Annotated in this window: 13 protein-coding genes; all 13 read right to left on the reverse strand. The window is 63.7% G+C overall.

Going from position 1 to position 16,002, the window contains the following annotated elements:
• Window positions 1-106: 106 nt before the first annotated feature.
• Window positions 107-1,027 carry a branched-chain amino acid transaminase gene (locus M1P90_RS05155; protein ID WP_483701583.1) on the reverse strand — a complete coding sequence of 307 codons (921 nt, stop codon included), beginning with the start codon at window positions 1,025-1,027 and terminating at the stop codon, window positions 107-109.
• A 93-nt stretch (window positions 1,028-1,120) separates the two neighbouring features.
• Entirely contained in the window at window positions 1,121-2,707 is a 1,587-nt protein-coding gene (gene cimA / locus M1P90_RS05160; RefSeq protein ID WP_483701584.1) for a citramalate synthase, read from the reverse strand.
• Between the two features lie 181 nt (window positions 2,708-2,888).
• Complete coding sequence (gene pheA, locus M1P90_RS05165) at window positions 2,889-3,755, reverse strand: prephenate dehydratase (RefSeq protein WP_483701585.1); 867 nt, start codon at window positions 3,753-3,755, stop codon at window positions 2,889-2,891.
• Window positions 3,756-3,840: 85 nt separating this feature from the next.
• Window positions 3,841-5,511 (reverse strand): 2-isopropylmalate synthase, encoded by a 1,671-nt coding sequence (locus M1P90_RS05170; RefSeq protein ID WP_483701586.1) that lies wholly within the window; start codon window positions 5,509-5,511, stop codon window positions 3,841-3,843.
• Between the two features lie 61 nt (window positions 5,512-5,572).
• On the reverse strand, window positions 5,573-6,049 hold the full coding sequence (locus M1P90_RS05175; RefSeq protein ID WP_483701587.1) for a four helix bundle protein: 477 nt from the start codon (window positions 6,047-6,049) through the stop codon (window positions 5,573-5,575).
• 59 nt (window positions 6,050-6,108) lie between these two features.
• Entirely contained in the window at window positions 6,109-7,131 is a 1,023-nt protein-coding gene (ilvC, locus tag M1P90_RS05180) for a ketol-acid reductoisomerase (RefSeq protein ID WP_483701588.1), read from the reverse strand.
• A gap of 105 nt (window positions 7,132-7,236) precedes the next feature.
• The gene (gene ilvN / locus M1P90_RS05185) at window positions 7,237-7,788 is read right to left on the reverse strand and encodes an acetolactate synthase small subunit (protein WP_483701589.1); all 552 of its coding nucleotides are present in this window, start codon (window positions 7,786-7,788) and stop codon (window positions 7,237-7,239) included.
• Window positions 7,789-7,884: 96 nt separating this feature from the next.
• Complete coding sequence (gene ilvB, locus M1P90_RS05190; protein WP_483701590.1) at window positions 7,885-9,618, reverse strand: biosynthetic-type acetolactate synthase large subunit; 1,734 nt, start codon at window positions 9,616-9,618, stop codon at window positions 7,885-7,887.
• Between the two features lie 276 nt (window positions 9,619-9,894).
• Window positions 9,895-11,580 (reverse strand): dihydroxy-acid dehydratase, encoded by a 1,686-nt coding sequence (ilvD, locus tag M1P90_RS05195; RefSeq protein ID WP_483701591.1) that lies wholly within the window; start codon window positions 11,578-11,580, stop codon window positions 9,895-9,897.
• Window positions 11,581-12,224: 644 nt separating this feature from the next.
• Window positions 12,225-13,367: an MGDG synthase family glycosyltransferase gene (locus M1P90_RS05200; RefSeq protein WP_483701592.1), complete on the reverse strand. Its 1,143-nt coding sequence runs from the start codon at window positions 13,365-13,367 to the stop codon at window positions 12,225-12,227.
• Window positions 13,368-13,379: 12 nt separating this feature from the next.
• Entirely contained in the window at window positions 13,380-14,024 is a 645-nt protein-coding gene (locus M1P90_RS05205) for a class I SAM-dependent methyltransferase (RefSeq protein ID WP_483701593.1), read from the reverse strand.
• A 16-nt stretch (window positions 14,025-14,040) separates the two neighbouring features.
• Window positions 14,041-14,718 (reverse strand): uracil-DNA glycosylase, encoded by a 678-nt coding sequence (ung, locus tag M1P90_RS05210; RefSeq protein WP_483701594.1) that lies wholly within the window; start codon window positions 14,716-14,718, stop codon window positions 14,041-14,043.
• A 35-nt stretch (window positions 14,719-14,753) separates the two neighbouring features.
• Window positions 14,754-15,893: an App1 family protein gene (locus M1P90_RS05215; protein WP_483701595.1), complete on the reverse strand. Its 1,140-nt coding sequence runs from the start codon at window positions 15,891-15,893 to the stop codon at window positions 14,754-14,756.
• Window positions 15,894-16,002: the final 109 nt, after the last annotated feature.

A 16,002-nucleotide genomic window follows, 5' to 3' on the forward strand; every position in this document is an offset into this window, starting at 1 on the left:
TGTGCTTTTGCTCCACGAACCGCAGCCCGCAGCCGGCAGTCGGCAGCGTTCGACGCATCACAGCGATGTTCTTGGCTGCTGACTGCTGACTGCTGACTGCTGACTACTAAATATAATCCAGCCAGCCCCACTTGTCCTCGGTTTCGCCGTTGAACAGGCCGAAGAACGCCTTCTGAATCGCCGTTGTGACTGGCCCGCGCCGGCCCACGCCAACCACAATCCCATCGACCGAGCGGATGGGCGAGACCTCGGCGGCCGTGCCGGTGAAGAACAGCTCGTCGGCCACGTACAGCACTTCACGCGGCATATTCTGCTCGCGTATTTCGTAGCCCAGCTCGCGCGCCAGCGTCATCACCGAGTCGCGGGTGATGCCGGGCAGCAGCGCCGCCGTGACCGGCGGGGTGTAGATCACGCCATCGCGAATAATGAACAGATTCTCGCCCGAGCCTTCGCTCAGGTTGCCGCTCACGTCCAGCGCAATGCCCTCGGCGTAGCCGTGGCGCACCGCTTCCATCACAATCTGCTGCGACGAAAGATAGTTACCGCCGGCCTTCGCCATTGCGGGCAGGGTGTTGGGCGCCACGCGATTCCACGACGACACGCCCACATCTACGCCGATCTCAAGCGCGTCGGCGCCGAGGTAGGCGCCCCACTGCATCGCGGCAACCATCACCTCGACCGGGTTTTTCAGCGGGAACACGCCCAGCTCGCCGTAGCCGCGCCAGACCAGCGGGCGCAGGTAGGCGCTGTCGAGGCCGTTTTCGCGCACCACTGCCTTGCACGCCTCGCTGATCTGCTCGGGGGTGTAGGGCAGCTCCATGCGGTAAATCTTCGACGAGTCGAACAGGCGGCGCGTGTGTGGCGCGAGCCGGAAGATCGCCGGGCCTTTGGGCGTGTTGTAGCAGCGCACGCCTTCAAATACCGACGAGCCATAGTGCAGCGCATGCGTCATTACATGCACGGTCGCGTTTTCCCAGGGCACCAGCTCGCCATTGAACCAGATATACTTCGTCGGATTGATCGGCATGGCTTTCTCCTCAATAGGGTTACAGGTTGACGAGTTGAAAGTGAAAGGTTGTGCTCGTGCATATTGTAAGGCAACGAGCGACCTGCGAACCTGCTAATGTGTAACCTTCGTCGTGGCCCGCGCCCGCAGCAGCGGCAGCTCCAGGCTGTCCCACAGCGCTTGCCAGCTGGCCTCAATAATGTTTTCCGAGCAGCCAACCGTGCTCCAGCGCTCCTCGCCACGCGCCGACTCGATCAGCACGCGGGGCTTGGCGGCGGTGCCGAGGTGCTCGTCCACAATCCGCACCTTGTAGTCGACCAGATGCACTTCGGCCAGCTCGGGGTAGTGCGGCAGCAGCGCCTTGCGAATCGCGCCGTCGAGCGCGTTCACCGGGCCGTCGCCCTCGGCGGCCGTGTGCATCACCTCGCCATTCACGCGCAGCTTGACGGTGGCCTGCGACATCACGCCATTGCCGCCGCGCTTCTCGACAATCACAGTAAAATCGAGCAGCTCAAAGGGCGGCTGGTAGTCGGCCGAGGCGCGGCGCACCAGCATTTCAAACGAGCCTTCCGCCGCTTCGAACTGGAAGCCGCCACTTTCCAGCTCCTTGATGCGCTGCAGCACCGCCCGCTCGTTGCCGTTCAGCTCCAGGCCCATCGCCTCGGCGCGCATGCGCACATTGCCGCGCCCGGCCAGCTCGCTCACCACCACGCGCAGCTCGTTGCCCACCAGCTCGGGCTCGATGTGCTGGTAGCTCGCGGCGACCTTGGCGATTGCGGCGACATGGATGCCGCCTTTGTGCGCAAAGGCGCTGCGCCCAACATACGGCGCGTGTGTGTCGGGGTTGATGTTGGCAATCGCCGCGACGACGTGCGAAACCTCGCTCAGCCGCTTGAGCTGCTCGGGCGCGACGCACTCGTAGCCCTGCTTGAGCTGCAGGTTCGCCACCAGCGGAATGAGGTCCATGTTGCCACAGCGCTCGCCATAGCCGTTGATTGTGCCCTGCACCTGCACGCAGCCGGCGTTCACTGCGGCCATGGCATTCGCCACCGCCAGCGCGCCGTCATTGTGGGTGTGGATGCCAAGCTGCGGCTCCAGCCCTTCGGCGCGCAGTTGCTCGCGCACGGTCTTCACCGCCAGCTCGACCTCCTGCGGCAGCGAGCCGCCATTGGTGTCGCACAGCGTCAGGCAGCCCGCGCCCGCGCGCGCCGCCGCAATGATCGTTTCAAGCGCGTACTCGGCGTCGAGCTTGTAGCCGTCGAAGAAGTGCTCGGCGTCGTAGACAACTTCCTTGCCCATGTCGCGGAAGTAGGCCACGCTATCGCCAATCATGCGCAGGTTTTCTTCCAGCGTGGTTTCCAGCACCTTTTCGACATGCAGCACCGAGCTTTTGCCCACCAGCGTCACCACGGGCGTATTGGCCTCCACCAGCGCCCGAATGTTCGGGTCGTCGGCGCAGGTGTTTTTGGCGTGGCGTGTGCTGCCAAACGCGGTGACCCGGGCGTTCTTCAGCTCGACATTCTGGATCTTCTGGAAGAACTCGGCGTCCTTCGGGTTCGAGCCGGGCCAGCCGCCTTCGATATAGTGAATGCCAAGCTGATCCAGCTCGCGCGCGATTTTCACTTTGTCGTCGGCCGAAAGCGACAGGCCCTCGCGTTGGGTGCCGTCGCGCAGGGTGGTATCGTAAAGAAGAACTTGCACTGCTAGCTCCTTGTGTGTTGTCGGTATCTTATCGTCAGGGGCGAATACAACCAGCTAGCAGCCCCGAATGGCGGGCAGCCGCTCACGAAGAGCGACTGCCGGCAGCACCTGTTTGTTCATGAAGAAAACTCTCATTGGGTTGATACAATGACGAAGGACGGATGACGAATGACGAAGGGCGTTATTCTTTCGTCTTTCGTCCTTCGTCCTTGGTCTTCTGGCCGCCGCGCCAGCACGGGTACGAGCCAAACACCTTGAACAGCCCGGTTTTTGCGCGGATGCGCTCAAGCAGGGCGGCAACGTGCGGCTCTTCGCGATGGCCGTTGATATCCACAAGAAAAATGTACTCGCCCAGCGTGGCCTTGCTTGGCCGCGACTCGAGCTTGGTCATGTTGATGTTGTCGCGCGCCAGCTCCTGCAACGTTTCCACCAGAATGCCGGCGCGATCTTCGGCAAAGCCAAAGCACAGGCTGGTTTTGTCGTCGCCGGTGGGCGCGTGGTCGGCGCGGCCCAGCGCAATAAAGCGCGTCACATTGTCGGCGCGGTCGTTGATTGCGCTGGCAAGAATGTGCGCGCCGGTCAGGTGCGCCGCGCGCAGCGTGCTAATCGCCGCGGCGGGCCGCTCGTCGGCCAGTGCCTCGGCGGGCGCGGCGCTGTTCGAAAGCGAGGCCACGGTGGCGACATTCGGCAGGCAGCGCTCGATGAACTTGCGGCACTGCCCAAGCGACTGCGGGTGGCCGTAGAGCACGCCGATCTGCGGCAGGCTGATGCCCGGCCGCGCCACCAGATATTGCGTGATTGGGATGACGATCTCGCCGCTGATGCGCAGGTCGGTCTCGTGGATCAGCAGGTCGAGGGTCGTGGGCACGCTGCCCTCAAGCACATTTTCAACCGGCAGCACGCCGCCCGTCGCCGCGCCCGTCTCCACCGCCGTCACCACGGCCGGCATGCTATTCAGCGGGAGGTAGGAAGCGTCGGGGCCGCCATGGGCCATCGCAGCTTCTTCGCTGAACGTGCCGGCCGGGCCAAGGTACGCGATTGTTGTCATGCGTTCCGAGTTTTGAGTTTTGAGTTTCGAGTGTTGAATGAGCCAGCAAGCAATTCAACACTCAGCACTCAAAACTCAGCACTAACTAGTCGGCTTTGCCCAGCATGCTGTTGCCGAACAGATCGACGGCTTCCAGCGGCGATTCCTGCTGCGCGCGGGCGCGCTGGCGCTCCTGGCGGGCGTAGAACAGCTTGTTCAGCGCGCCAACGTAGGCCTCGCCGGCTGCAACCACCGTGTCGGTGTTCACGCCATAGCCGCTGAACACGCGCGGCTGGCGGCCCCGCTCGGGCTTGTTGCCCTCGGCTTCGGCAGCGCGCGTGCCATATTCCTGCACGCGGATGGTCACTTCGGCGGTGGCGTTGATGCCCTCGGTGATCGCATTCACCGCAAACTCGACCAGCTCGCCCGGCTCGCCAACGATCTTGTTGATCGCCTGGCAGACCGCGTCAACCGGGCCGGTGCCCTGCGCCGACTCGGTATGCGTTTCGCCGCCGGGGCCGCGCATGCGCACGGTCGCCGTGGGGATGACGTCGGTGCCGCAGAAAACCTGCACATAGTCGAGCGTGTAGATCGCGATGGTGCGCTGGGCCTCGCCCGCAATCAGCGCCTCGATGTCGCGGTCGTCCACCAGCTTCTTCTTGTCGGCCAGCTCCTTGAAGCGCGTGAACACATGGCGGAACTCGTCGTCGCTGAGCGTGTAGCCCATGCCCTCCAGATGCTTGCGGAAGGCGTGGCGGCCGGAGTGCTTGCCGAGGATCAGCGCGTTGCCATCCAGGCCCACCGTCTCGGCGCTCATAATTTCGTAGGTCTGGCGGTTCTTCAGCACGCCATCCTGGTGAATGCCGGACTCGTGAGCAAAGGCGTTCGCGCCAACAATTGCCTTGTTCGGCGGCACATGCACGCCGGTGCAGGCCGAAACCAGCCGCGAGGCGCGCGCCAGCTCACGTGTGTTGATCTGCGTCTCGATGCCAAAAAACTCTTTGCGCGTATGGAGCGCCATCACCACTTCTTCGAGCGAAGCGTTGCCGGCGCGCTCGCCAATGCCGTTGATCGTGCACTCGATCTGGCGCGCGCCCCCGCGCACGCCGGCCAGCGAGTTCGCCACCGCCATGCCCAGGTCGTCGTGGCAGTGGGTCGAGATGATCACGTTGTCGGCGCCCGGCACGTTGCGGCGGATGCCGTCGATCATCGCGTAATATTCTTCGGGCGTGGTGTAGCCGACCGTGTCGGGGATGTTCAGCGTGGTGGCGCCGCACTCAATCGCGACTTTCAGCACCTGATAGAGGAACTGCGGGTCGGAGCGGCCGGCGTCCATGGGCGAAAACTCGACATCGTCGCACAGGCTGCGCGCGTAGGTTACCATTTCGCCAATCAGCTCGATCGCTTCCCCGCGACTCTTGCGGAACTGGTGCTCAAGGTGAATGTCAGATGTTGACATAAATGTGTGGATGCGCTTCTTGGCGGCCGGCTCAATCGCGCTCCAGCACTTGTCGATATCGTCTTTGTTGGCGCGCGCCAGGCCGCAGATCATCGGGCCATCGGCGGTGCCAACTTCGTGCGCAATCGCGTTCACCGCGTCCCAGTCGCCGGGCGAGGCAGCCGGAAACCCTGCCTCAATAATATCGACGCCCAGGCGGCCAAGCTGGCGCGCAACTTCCAGCTTCTCGTCCTTGGTCATGGTGCAGCCGGGGGCCTGCTCGCCATCGCGCAGCGTTGTATCGAAAATGCGTACGTGGTCGGTTACGTGAGATTCCATATCGCTATACTCCTGTTAGAACTGAGAACCGCAGAACTACAGAACTACAGAACTCGCTTGACTAAAGATAATCATTATCACCAAAAGGCCAGACTGGCTCTGAGTCGTCCACTCCGTCTGAAACGGTGTACGTCTCGCGGTGTTCTTTAAGCGGGGGACGTTTTTGCTTCTCGTACTGCTCAAGATCGTGAATTTTACTTGTGAGCGAACTCATGATCCACAAGCATTCATGGTGCATCGCTGCTTCGTCTTGCTCAGAAAGATGACCGAGTCGACGCAATAGATCGAGCCAGCTATCCGTTTCGGCCGCTGAACCTTTTGCAATGGAAAGGTGATTGCGATGAGCACCGGGGGTGAAGCGTGCGTGTCCTTCTGCAATATTCGCACTGATTGATGTGACCGATGCAATAACTTGCCGGGCGACAACTGCGTTACCCCATTGGTTTGGCAGTTGCTGCACTTTCTCGATCACCTGAGCTGCAAGCGTTTGAGCCCGCTGCCACAGAATCAAATTGCGATAATTGTAATTGTTACCCACACGCTTCTCGCCGCCGTTGGTTCTGTAGTTCCGTAGTTCTGCGATTCTGCGGTTCTCGGCTACGCTCCGCCCTGCCCGGGGATCACTTCCTTCGGGCCGACGAACGGCATCATCCGGCGCAGATCGCGGCCAACCTGCTCGATCTGGTGATCGACGTCGGCGGTGCGGGCGGCATTGAAGCGCGGCCGGCCATTGTGGTTTTCTTCGATCCAGTCTTCGGCGAATGCGCCGCTCTGGATGTTCGCCAGCAGCTGCTTCATGGCCGCGCGCGTCTGGTCGTTGATGATCTGGTTGCCGGCCACATAATCGCCCCACTCGGCTGTGTCCGAGACCGAGTAGCGCATGTAGTTCAGGCCGCCCTGGTAGAACAGGTCGACGATCAGCTTCAGCTCGTGCATGCACTCGAAGTAGGCCACCTCGGGCTGGTAGCCCGCCTCGACCAGCGTCTCGAAGCCGGCTTTCACCAGCGCCGACACGCCGCCACAGAGCACGCTCTGCTCGCCAAACAGGTCGGTCTCGGTTTCTTCGGCGAAGGTCGTCTTCAACACGCCCGCCTTGGTCGAGCCAATGCCCTTGCCATAGGCCAGCGCGTCTTCCATGGCGTGGCCCGAGGCATCCTGGTGCACCGCCACCAGTGCCGGCACGCCGCCGCCCTGGGTATAGACCTCGCGCACGCGGTGGCCGGGGGCCTTGGGCGCGATCATGCTCACGTCGACGTCCTTGGGCGGCACGATCTGGCCGTAGCGGATGTTGAAGCCATGCGCGAACATCAGCGTCTTGCCCGCCGTCAGGTTCGGCGCAATATGGTCGCGGTACAGCGCGGCCTGGCCGGTGTCGGGCGTGACGATCATGATGACCTGGGCTTCCTTGGCGGCATCCGCCACCGACATCACCTTGAGGCCAGCGGCTTCGGCCTTGGCGCGGCTCTTCGAGCCTTCATACAGGCCAACGCGCACATCCAGACCGCTCTCCTTCAGGTTCATTGCGTGGGCGTGGCCCTGGCTGCCAAAGCCGATCACCGCAATCGGGCGGCCCTTCAGGCGGTCGAGGTCGGCGTTGTTGTCGTAGAAAAGTTCTGCCATGATCTCCTCATATACTATATAGACTCTGCAGGAAGAACCGAGAGCCAAGAACTAAGAACCGAGATTGCGCGGTTGCGTTTCTCGGTTCTTGGTTCTTGGTTCTATTTAATTAAGAATAGCCTCGGCTACTCCGTGGCCGTTGCCGTTTTCGGCAGCCTCGGCTGGCGCTTGGTGCGAATGCGCGCCACGCACCATTGCGATGCGCCCGGTACGCATCATTTCCTTGACGCCGAACGGGCGAATGACCTCGACAAAGTTTTCAACCTTCGACGGCGTGCCGGTCATCTCGATGATCATGGTGTTGTAGCCCACATCGACGATCTTTGCGTCGAACACACCTGTCAGCGCCACGATCTCGGGGCGGCTGGCGGAAGGCGCGTGGATTTTCACCAGCACCATCTCGCGCTCAACTGTCGGGTCGTGCGTGACATCGCTGACTTTCAAAACCTCAATCAGTCGGTAGAGCTGCTTGGTGACCTGCTCCACCTCTTCCGATTCGACCACCAGCGTCAGGCGGCTGATGCCCGGCGTTTCGCTATGGCCCACGGCCAGGCTCTCGATATTGAAGCCGCGCCGGCGGAACAGGCTGACCGCGCGATTCAGCACGCCCGGCCGATCTTGCACCAGCGCGACGATTGTGTGTTTGTTGACCTTCAAGGGTTGCTCCTCGTTTACAGTTGGCAGTTAGCAGTCAGCAGTCGGCGATGCTCGCATTGCAATGCAAACTGCCGACTGCTGACTGTCGACTGCGTTTTACACCTGCGACGCGTCGGTAATCGTCTCGCCAATGCTCTTGCCCTGCGGCACCATCGGCCACACATTCACCTCCCGCTCCACGCGGAAGTCGATCAGCACCGGGCCGTCGGTGGCGTAGGCTTCCTCAATCGCGGCCTCGATGTCCTCGATCCGCTCGACGGTGATGCCCTTCCAGCCATAGGCCTCGGCCAGCTTCTGGAAGTTCGGGCCACTCAGCGGCGTGCCGCTGTAGCGCTTGCCCTCGAACAGCTCCTGCCACTGGCGCACCATGCCGAGGTAGCCGTTGTTGATGACCGCGACTTTGACGTTGTTCAGGCCTTCCTGCATGATGGTCTGCATTTCCTGGTTGGTCATCTGGAAGCCGCCATCGCCGCAGATCGCCCAGACCGTCTCGTTCGGGTAGGCTTTCGCCACGCCCATGGCCGCCGGCACCGCAAAGCCCATCGTGCCCGCGCCGCCCGAGGTGATGTGCGTGCGCGGCCGATACCAGTCGATCAACTGCGCGGCCCACATCTGGTGCTGGCCCACGTCGGTCACGACGCGGTAGTTGCCGCGCTCGTTCACCATTTTCGTGAAAGCGGCGTAGACGTCGTGCGGCATCATCGCGGCCGTGTCGGGCCGGTTGAAGTACTGCTGCTTGCCCTGGTGCTTGCCCTGCATCTCGCGAATATGCTCGATCCAATCGCCGGTGTTCTTGTACAGCTCGGTAAACTCCGCATCGCCGGGCAGCTCGTCGAGCAGGGTTTGCAGCACCTGGCGCGCATCGCCGACAATCGGCAGCGCCACCTTGACGTTCTTGCCAATCTCGCTCGGGTCGATGTCGACGTGAATGACCTTGGCGTGCGGCGCAAAGGTGCTGGCCTTGCCCGTCACACGGTCGTCGAAGCGCCCGCCAATGTTGAACAGCACGTCGCATTCCTGAATGGCCTTGTTGACATGCACCCAGCCGTGCATGCCGGGCATGCCGAGGTTCAGCGGGTGATCTTCGGCCATCGCGCCCAGACCGTGCAGCGTCGTGATCACCGGGATGTGCAGCTCTTCGGCAAACTGGCGCAGCTCCTCGGTCGCGCCCGACTGAATCACGCCGTTGCCGGCCATGATCAGCGGCTTCTTGGCCTGCATCAGCATGCGGATGGCCTCGCGCACCTGCTTGCGATTGCCGACATAGTTCGGCTTGTAGCCCGGCAGGTGCAGCTTGACATTCCAGTTCGGCACGATCTTCGCCAGCATCGCGTCCTTGGTGATGTCGACCAGCACCGGACCGGGGCGGCCCGTGGTGGCGATGTGGATGGCTTCCTTGAACACATACGGCAGCTCGTTGACATCCTTCACCAGGTAGTTATGCTTGGTGATCGGCATGGTGATGCCAACAATGTCGGTTTCCTGAAAAGCGTCCTTGCCGAGCAGGTGGCTGAACACCTGGCCGGTGATCGCCAGCAGCGGCGTGCTGTCCATCATCGCGTCGGCAATTGGCGTGACGAGGTTGGTGGTGCCGGGGCCGCTGGTGCCGATGCACACGCCCACCCGGCCCGTCGCGCGGGCGTAGCCCTCGGCGGCGTGGCCGGCGCCCTGCTCGTGCCGGCACAGGACATGGTGGAGCTGGTCGCGGTATTCCCACATCGCATAATAGAAGGGCATGATCGCGCCGCCCGGGATGCCGAACATCACATCGACACCTTCGCGGATCAGGGCCTCGCACATGATCTGTGCGCCGGTTCGCTGTTCTGACATGTAGTTTCTGCTCCTGTTGGGGCGCAGCAGCAAGAAAAGCTGCCTCGCCTAGTTTGCGTATGTAGCTGCTGTGCCCTTACGGTCGTGTGCCATGTTGGGGCGATGTGTTCGTCGCGTTCGTCGCGTTTGCTGTGTTGGGGCGAAGCATTCGCTCTCAACCCGAAAACGAGTTTTCAAGTGGGGGCGAATGCTTCGCCCTTACGACGTCCCTGCGTCGATCCATCCGAGGGCGAATGCTTCGCCCTTACTACGTCGGCTACGTCGCCACGCTACGTGCTACTCCAGGATCGCGCCGTTGCTTGCGTTGGTGACCAGTTTTGTGTAGCGCGCCAGCCAGCCGCGCTGGTATTTCGGTGCCGGGTGCGTCCAGCCGGTTTTGCGCGCGGCCAGCTCTTCGTCCGATACGTCCATGGTGAGCGTGCGGGCGCTCAGGTCGATGTTGACCATATCGCCGTCGTTGATCAGGCCGATCGGCCCGCCCTCGGCTGCTTCGGGCGAAACGTGCCCGATGCACAGGCCGCGCGTGCCGCCCGAAAAGCGCCCGTCGGTGATCAGCGCGGTGGTGCTGCTCAGCTCGGGGATGCCCTTGACCATGCTGGTCAGCGCGAGCATTTCGCGCATGCCGGGGCCGCCGCGCGGGCCTTCGTAGCGCACGATAATCACGTCGCCCGGGTTGATCTTGCCATTCACCACGGCGTTGGTGGCCGCTTCTTCGCTGTCGAACACGCGCGCCGGGCCGCGGAAATGCATCTCGTGCTGGTCGACCGCGCCGACTTTGATGATCGCGCCTTCGGGGGCCAGGTTGCCGAACAGGGCGCTGAGCGCGCCGCGCTGCGAGTGCGGGTTGTCAACCGGGCGGATGCACTCGTCGCCGCGCCGCTCGGCGTGCTCGAGGTTCTCACCCATGGTGCGGCCCGTCACGGTCGCCGCGTCGAGCTTGAGCACGCCCGGGCGCTGTGCCAGCTCGGCCAGAATCGCCTGCACGCCGCCAGCCGCGTGAACATCCTGAATGTGCCACTGCTTCGGCCCGTCCCACGCCGGCGAAACTTTCGCCAGGTGCGGCGTGCGGTCGGAGACCTCGTTGAAGCGCGCCACCGGGTAGTCGAGGCCGGTTTCGCGGGCCAGCGCCAGCACGTGGAGCACCGTGTTGGTCGATCCGCCCATCGCGACGTCGAGCGCCATGGCGTTGTCAATCGCCTCGGCGGTGACAATGTCGCGGAAGCGGATGCCGCGTTCCACCAGCGCCATAATCTGCGTGGCGGCTTTCTTGGCGAGTTCGTGGCGTTCGGGGGAAACTGCGGGGAGGGTTCCGTTGTTCGGGAGGGCGATACCGAGGGCTTCGCAGAGGCAGTTCATCGAGTTTGCGGTGAACATGCCGCTGCAACTGCCGCAGGTCGGGCAGCTGATCTGTTCGAGCTTGAGCAGCTGCGCGTCGGACATTTTTCCGGCGGCGTGTTTGCCCACCGCCTCGAACACAGTGATCAGATCACTCTTGGTGCCCGATTCATCCTGCCCGGCCAGCATTGGCCCGCCCGAGATAAAGATCGTCGGGATGTTCACGCGCGCCGCGCCCATCAGCATGCCCGGCGTGATCTTGTCGCAGTTCGGGATGCAGATCATCGCGTCGAAGCAGTGCGAGGCCGCCATTGTCTCGACCGAGTCGGCGATCAGTTCGCGCGAAGGGAGCGAGTAGCGCATGCCTTCGTGGCCCATCACAATACCGTCATCGACGCCAATGGTGTTGAACTCGAACGGCACGCCGCCGGCTGCGCGCACGGCTTCTTTCACCACGCGCCCGAACTCCTGCAGGTGGACGTGGCCGGGAATAATGTCGACGTAGGAGTTGCAGATCGCAATAAACGGCTTTTCGAAATCGGCCTCGTCGCGGATCTGGCCGGTGGCGCGCAGCAAGCTGCGGTGGGGCGCGCGCTCGAACCCGCGCTTGATGGTATCGGAACGCATAGCAAAGCTCTCCTGTGGGCATGCTTCCAGAGCAAGCCCAGGCTTGGAACGACCCCGTGGTCTCATGCAGCAGCGCGGCGGTGGTGTGGGCAGCGATGGCGTTTGGGCCAGGCGCGGCGCTGAAAAGAAACAGTGCTTTCAGTTGTGATGCGGGCGGCAGTGCTCGCAGCTGGCGTCCCGGCCGGCATCGGCAGGGGAGGGGCAAGGAACCGACGCGACTAGCGCGTGCGACGTGGCGGCGTGCGAACCGGTATGGGCACGGGTACCGGCGCCGGGCGCTGCGGTGTCAAGAGTTGCTCCAGCAGTTTCTTGAGTTGGTTGATCATAGCTGTCGCTTTCGGCTGGCCGGGCGAAGCTCGCAGCGCCGCTTGCTTCACCCTGTGTGTAATCGAAAGGCCCCTCCGCGCTTGGAGGGGCCTGACAGTTGACTTACGCTGCGCTGACCTTGCTTCCCCCCAAGCAGTTATAGACCCGTGATAATAATCAGGGCTACAAGTACCAGGGATAGGAGGAGGCTGTGGTTTGTGCGCGTCATAGAATTTGTGTCATTTCGTACAACCGAACTGGCGTGAGTATACTCGATCACTGCGCAGGCTGTCAAGTAGGAATCCACAAGTGATCAAACGAGTTGGCGCAGCGCAACATCAGGCGTGCCGGCCGCTGCGCAGATCGTGCGCCACGCGCTCGGCGATGTCGCGGGCGGCGTTGGGGCGGCCCGCCGCCTGGGCGCGCTCGCGCAGCCCTGCCACCCGCTCGGGCGCGGCCAGCAGTTGCTCGATCGTCCACGGCACCCACTCGACCAGGCGCAGCTGCACGCCCGCGCCGCTGCTCACAATGAAGTCGGCGTTCCATTCCTCCTGGCCGGGGATCGGGTCGATAATGACCATGGGCGTGCCGCGCGCCAGCACCTCGCTGACGATCAGGCCGCCGGCTTTGGTGATCGCAAGGTCGCTGGCTGCCACCAGGTCGTCGACATAATCAATCTGCTGGAGCACGCGCAGGCGCATCTGCGCGCCATCGCCCAGGCCCTCAAGCGCGGCGGGCAGCTCGGCATTGCGCCCGGCCACCACCACCAGCATGCCGGGCGTCTCAAGCGCGGTGAGCCCTTCCACAATGCGGCGCGCGCGCTTGGGCACCAGGCCGCCGCCAAACAGGCTGATCACCGGGCCATCGATCGGCAGGTTGTGCAGCGCGCGCATGGCGTGCGGCTCTTTGGGCTCGGCAATCGCCGGGTTGACGGGAATGCCCGTGACATGAATAATCGCCGCTGGCACGCCGCGCTCGACCATGAGCTTGCAGGGGAAATCGCTCGCCACAAAATAGCCGTCGACGCCGGGCGTGATCCACTGGCTGTGCACGGCGTGGTCGGTAATCACCGTGTAGGTCGGCACACGCATATCGCCATCGAGCTTCAGGCGCACCAGCAGCTCAGCCGGCAGGAAGTGGGTGCAGATGATCGCGGCGGGCGCGTACTGGCGGATGAGGTCTTTCAGCTTGTTGACGGCCAGCTCGGCCACCAGCCCGCGCACGCGGTCGCGGATTGGCGCCCACTCGACGTCGCTGTTGTCGGTCGATTCATAGAACATTTGCCAGAGCAGGGGCGCGCGCTGCGACAGCTCGAGGTAGGAACGGGCGTAGGCGGTGCTGAAGATCGGGCTGGCGTAGTCGAGCGTGTCTTCAATGCGCACCTCGCTGTCGGGCAGGCGCTCAAGCGCGTCGGCAAGGGCGTGTGCGGCGCTGCGGTGCCCACTGCCGACGCTGGCGTGGAGGATGAGATATCGGGGCATGCAGGGTTCCTTTCAGCGAGAGCGGGCGTAAAGCACCACCTGCCAGAAGCCGGCGGTGCGATGCTGGCGGCGTTCAAAGCCGTGCGCGCGAATGATGTTTTCGACGGCGGCGCTGGGGTGCGCAAAAACGCGAAAGGCGTTGCGCTGCACCTTGAGCGACAGATTGATTGCGGCGATGCCGGCGCGCACCCACCAGCCATCGCGCGGGTAGACCAGGCCATACAGGCGCTCGGCCTTGGCGACCGAGCCACGCACGAGTGCCGGCATGTCGTGGTAGCAGCACAGCACCCGGTCGAGTGTGACGATCTCGGCGGGCGGCAGCGCCGGGGCAAGCTCGACAAAGTTGCCGTGAATATACTCGCCGCGCTCGCGGTAGCCCTGCCGGGCGGCCTCGCCCTGTGCGGCGGCAAGGTAGGCGCTGGAGGCATCCACATCGGTGACGTGGTCGACGCCGGATTTCGCCAGCTCGTGCTGAATCGCGCCAATGCCGCCGCCAATGTCGAGCAGGCTGGCGCCGCGCACCCCTTCACCAAGCAGCGCGTCGAGCAGCATGCGTGTGCTGCGCGCCGGCCCGCTGCGCTGATATTCGTGCAGTTTGCGCTCGGCTTCCTTCTTGTCGAAGAGCGACTCGATGCCGCGACACTGGCAGCAGTCCATGGCGTGCCCTTTCGTGCTACAAATCGGCGATCTGCCAGTCGATCGGCGGGCGACCGGCGGCGCTGAGCGCGGCATTGATCTGCGAAAATGGGCGGCTGCCGAAAAAGCCGTTGCGCGCCGACAGCGGCGACGGGTGGGCGGATTGGATGACGGTGTGGCGCTCGGTGTCGATTAGCTTGAGTTTTTTCTGCGCATAGCCACCCCAAAGCACAAACACCACCGGTTCGTCCTTCGCATTCACTGCGCGAATAACTGCGTCGGTGAAGGTTTCCCAGCCCTTGTTTTTGTGCGAGTTCGGCTGGTGCGCGCGCACCGTCAGCACGGCGTTGAGCATCAGGATGCCCTGCTCGGCCCATTTTACCAGATAGCCGTTGTTTGGGATGCGGAAGCCCACGTCGTCGCGCAGCTCTTTATAGATGTTGACCAGCGAGGGCGGCGTGCTGATGCCGGGCTGCACCGAGAAGCACAGGCCGTGCGCCTGCCCGTCGTCGTGGTATGGGTCCTGGCCGAGCAGCAGCACGCTGACGCGCTCGAAGGGCGTGAGCAGCAGGGCGTTGAAAACATCCGGCTCGGGCGGGAACACCGTGTGTGCGGCGCGCTCGGCATCGACAAACGCTTGCAGGCGGGCGTAGTAGGGCTTGGCGGTTTCTTCGGCCAGGATTGGCTGCCAGGCCAGCGGAATAGTGGGCGCCATAGTCACTCCTTTCGGTGGTGCGGATGTGCCAGCGCTTAGCCAGCCGGCTCGGCGGGCGCGGCCTGCTCGCCCGCAACGGCGGCGGCCACCTCATCCAGCTCGGCGTCACTGACCCAGCCCATGGCGTGGGCGTGGCGTGCCGCGCCAAGCGTGTCGTCGGCCAGGATGAGCGTGCTGCCGCTGGTAGCAAGCTCCTGCGCGAGCGCCTGGATGGCGGCGGTGCGCGGCGCGCTCGCGCTTGTGACATTGCGGATGTAGACTGCAAGAATGCGGCCGGGAAAGCGCGCGACCACTTCACGATAAATCTCGGGGTCTTCCTGGCCGCTGTCGCCAATCAGCAGGAATGGCAGCTGCGGGTAGGTTTCGAGAATGCGGCTGATTGCGGCGAACTTGTGATCATGGTGGCGGAAGGCCAGCTCCAGCCGGCGCTCAAGCCCCCAGTTGCGCAGCAGCAGCGGCCCGGCCGGGATGCCCCGGATCGCCAGCACGTCGCTCAGCATGTCGTAGATATTCCACGGGCTGCTCGACACATAGAAGAGCGGGTTTGTGCCCGCGCCATGGAGCGCACGGTACAGCGCGGCAACGCCGGGGAAGGGCAGGCGCGTGCGCGCATTCGCCAGCATGGTGCTGCGGAAGGTGCCGAGCAGGCTGGTGGCGTCGGTGCGAATCACGGTGTCGTCGATGTCGCTGATCACGCCAAAGCGCGCTCCCGCTGGCGGCACCAGCACGCGGCCACTGGCGCGCACCGGCTCGCCGCCCGCCGGTAGCGGGTCGAGCAGTTCAAGCGCGACGGCGTGCCAGAGCTGCGTGGTGGGCAGCGGCTCGGCCGGCGCGAGCGTAAATGCGAAAAAGCCTTCGTCGTCGGCGCGGGTTTCGTAGGTTGCGCCGCCAATGTGGGCACGCACGCGCGCGCCCGCGATCTCGTCGCTTTCGAAGCGGCGATACATGTTGGCCAGGTTGCGCCACACGGAATCGTCTTCTGCGGGCGCGCGCAGGCCCGGCGCTTCGAGCACGCGCCCGGTGAGCGCAAGGCGCTCGGGCGTGCCAAAGCCGTCGTAGGCGGCGATGTGAAGCGGCTCGCTGCCAATGCGCGCGTCGAGGCGGCGCTTGAGCGTGTCGATCTGTTCTTCGGCAAGGCCGGCCGCAGCAGCGATCCAGCTTTTCCAATCGGGCATGGCGTTCCTCCCTGCCGCCATGATACCAAACTTTGGCGTGGACGTGTGGCTCGACCAGGGGGTACGCCAAGTTGCCAACATACATCCACAGATGGCACAGATGACACGG

The organism is Kouleothrix sp. 19917 (assembly GCF_057073505.1).

Coding starts and splice junctions, on each gene's coding strand:
- M1P90_RS05215 (WP_483701595.1), bottom strand. CDS start 15,893: ATGCCCGATTGGAAAAGCTGGATCGCTGCTGCGGCCGGCCTTGCCGAA.
- ilvC (WP_483701588.1), bottom strand. CDS start 7,131: ATGGCAGAACTTTTCTACGACAACAACGCCGACCTCGACCGCCTGAAG.
- M1P90_RS05200 (WP_483701592.1), bottom strand. CDS start 13,367: ATGCCCCGATATCTCATCCTCCACGCCAGCGTCGGCAGTGGGCACCGC.
- M1P90_RS05155 (WP_483701583.1), bottom strand. CDS start 1,027: ATGCCGATCAATCCGACGAAGTATATCTGGTTCAATGGCGAGCTGGTG.
- M1P90_RS05205 (WP_483701593.1), bottom strand. CDS start 14,024: ATGGACTGCTGCCAGTGTCGCGGCATCGAGTCGCTCTTCGACAAGAAG.
- M1P90_RS05170 (WP_483701586.1), bottom strand. CDS start 5,511: ATGGAATCTCACGTAACCGACCACGTACGCATTTTCGATACAACGCTG.
- ilvD (WP_483701591.1), bottom strand. CDS start 11,580: ATGCGTTCCGATACCATCAAGCGCGGGTTCGAGCGCGCGCCCCACCGC.
- pheA (WP_483701585.1), bottom strand. CDS start 3,755: ATGACAACAATCGCGTACCTTGGCCCGGCCGGCACGTTCAGCGAAGAA.
- ilvB (WP_483701590.1), bottom strand. CDS start 9,618: ATGTCAGAACAGCGAACCGGCGCACAGATCATGTGCGAGGCCCTGATC.
- ung (WP_483701594.1), bottom strand. CDS start 14,718: ATGGCGCCCACTATTCCGCTGGCCTGGCAGCCAATCCTGGCCGAAGAA.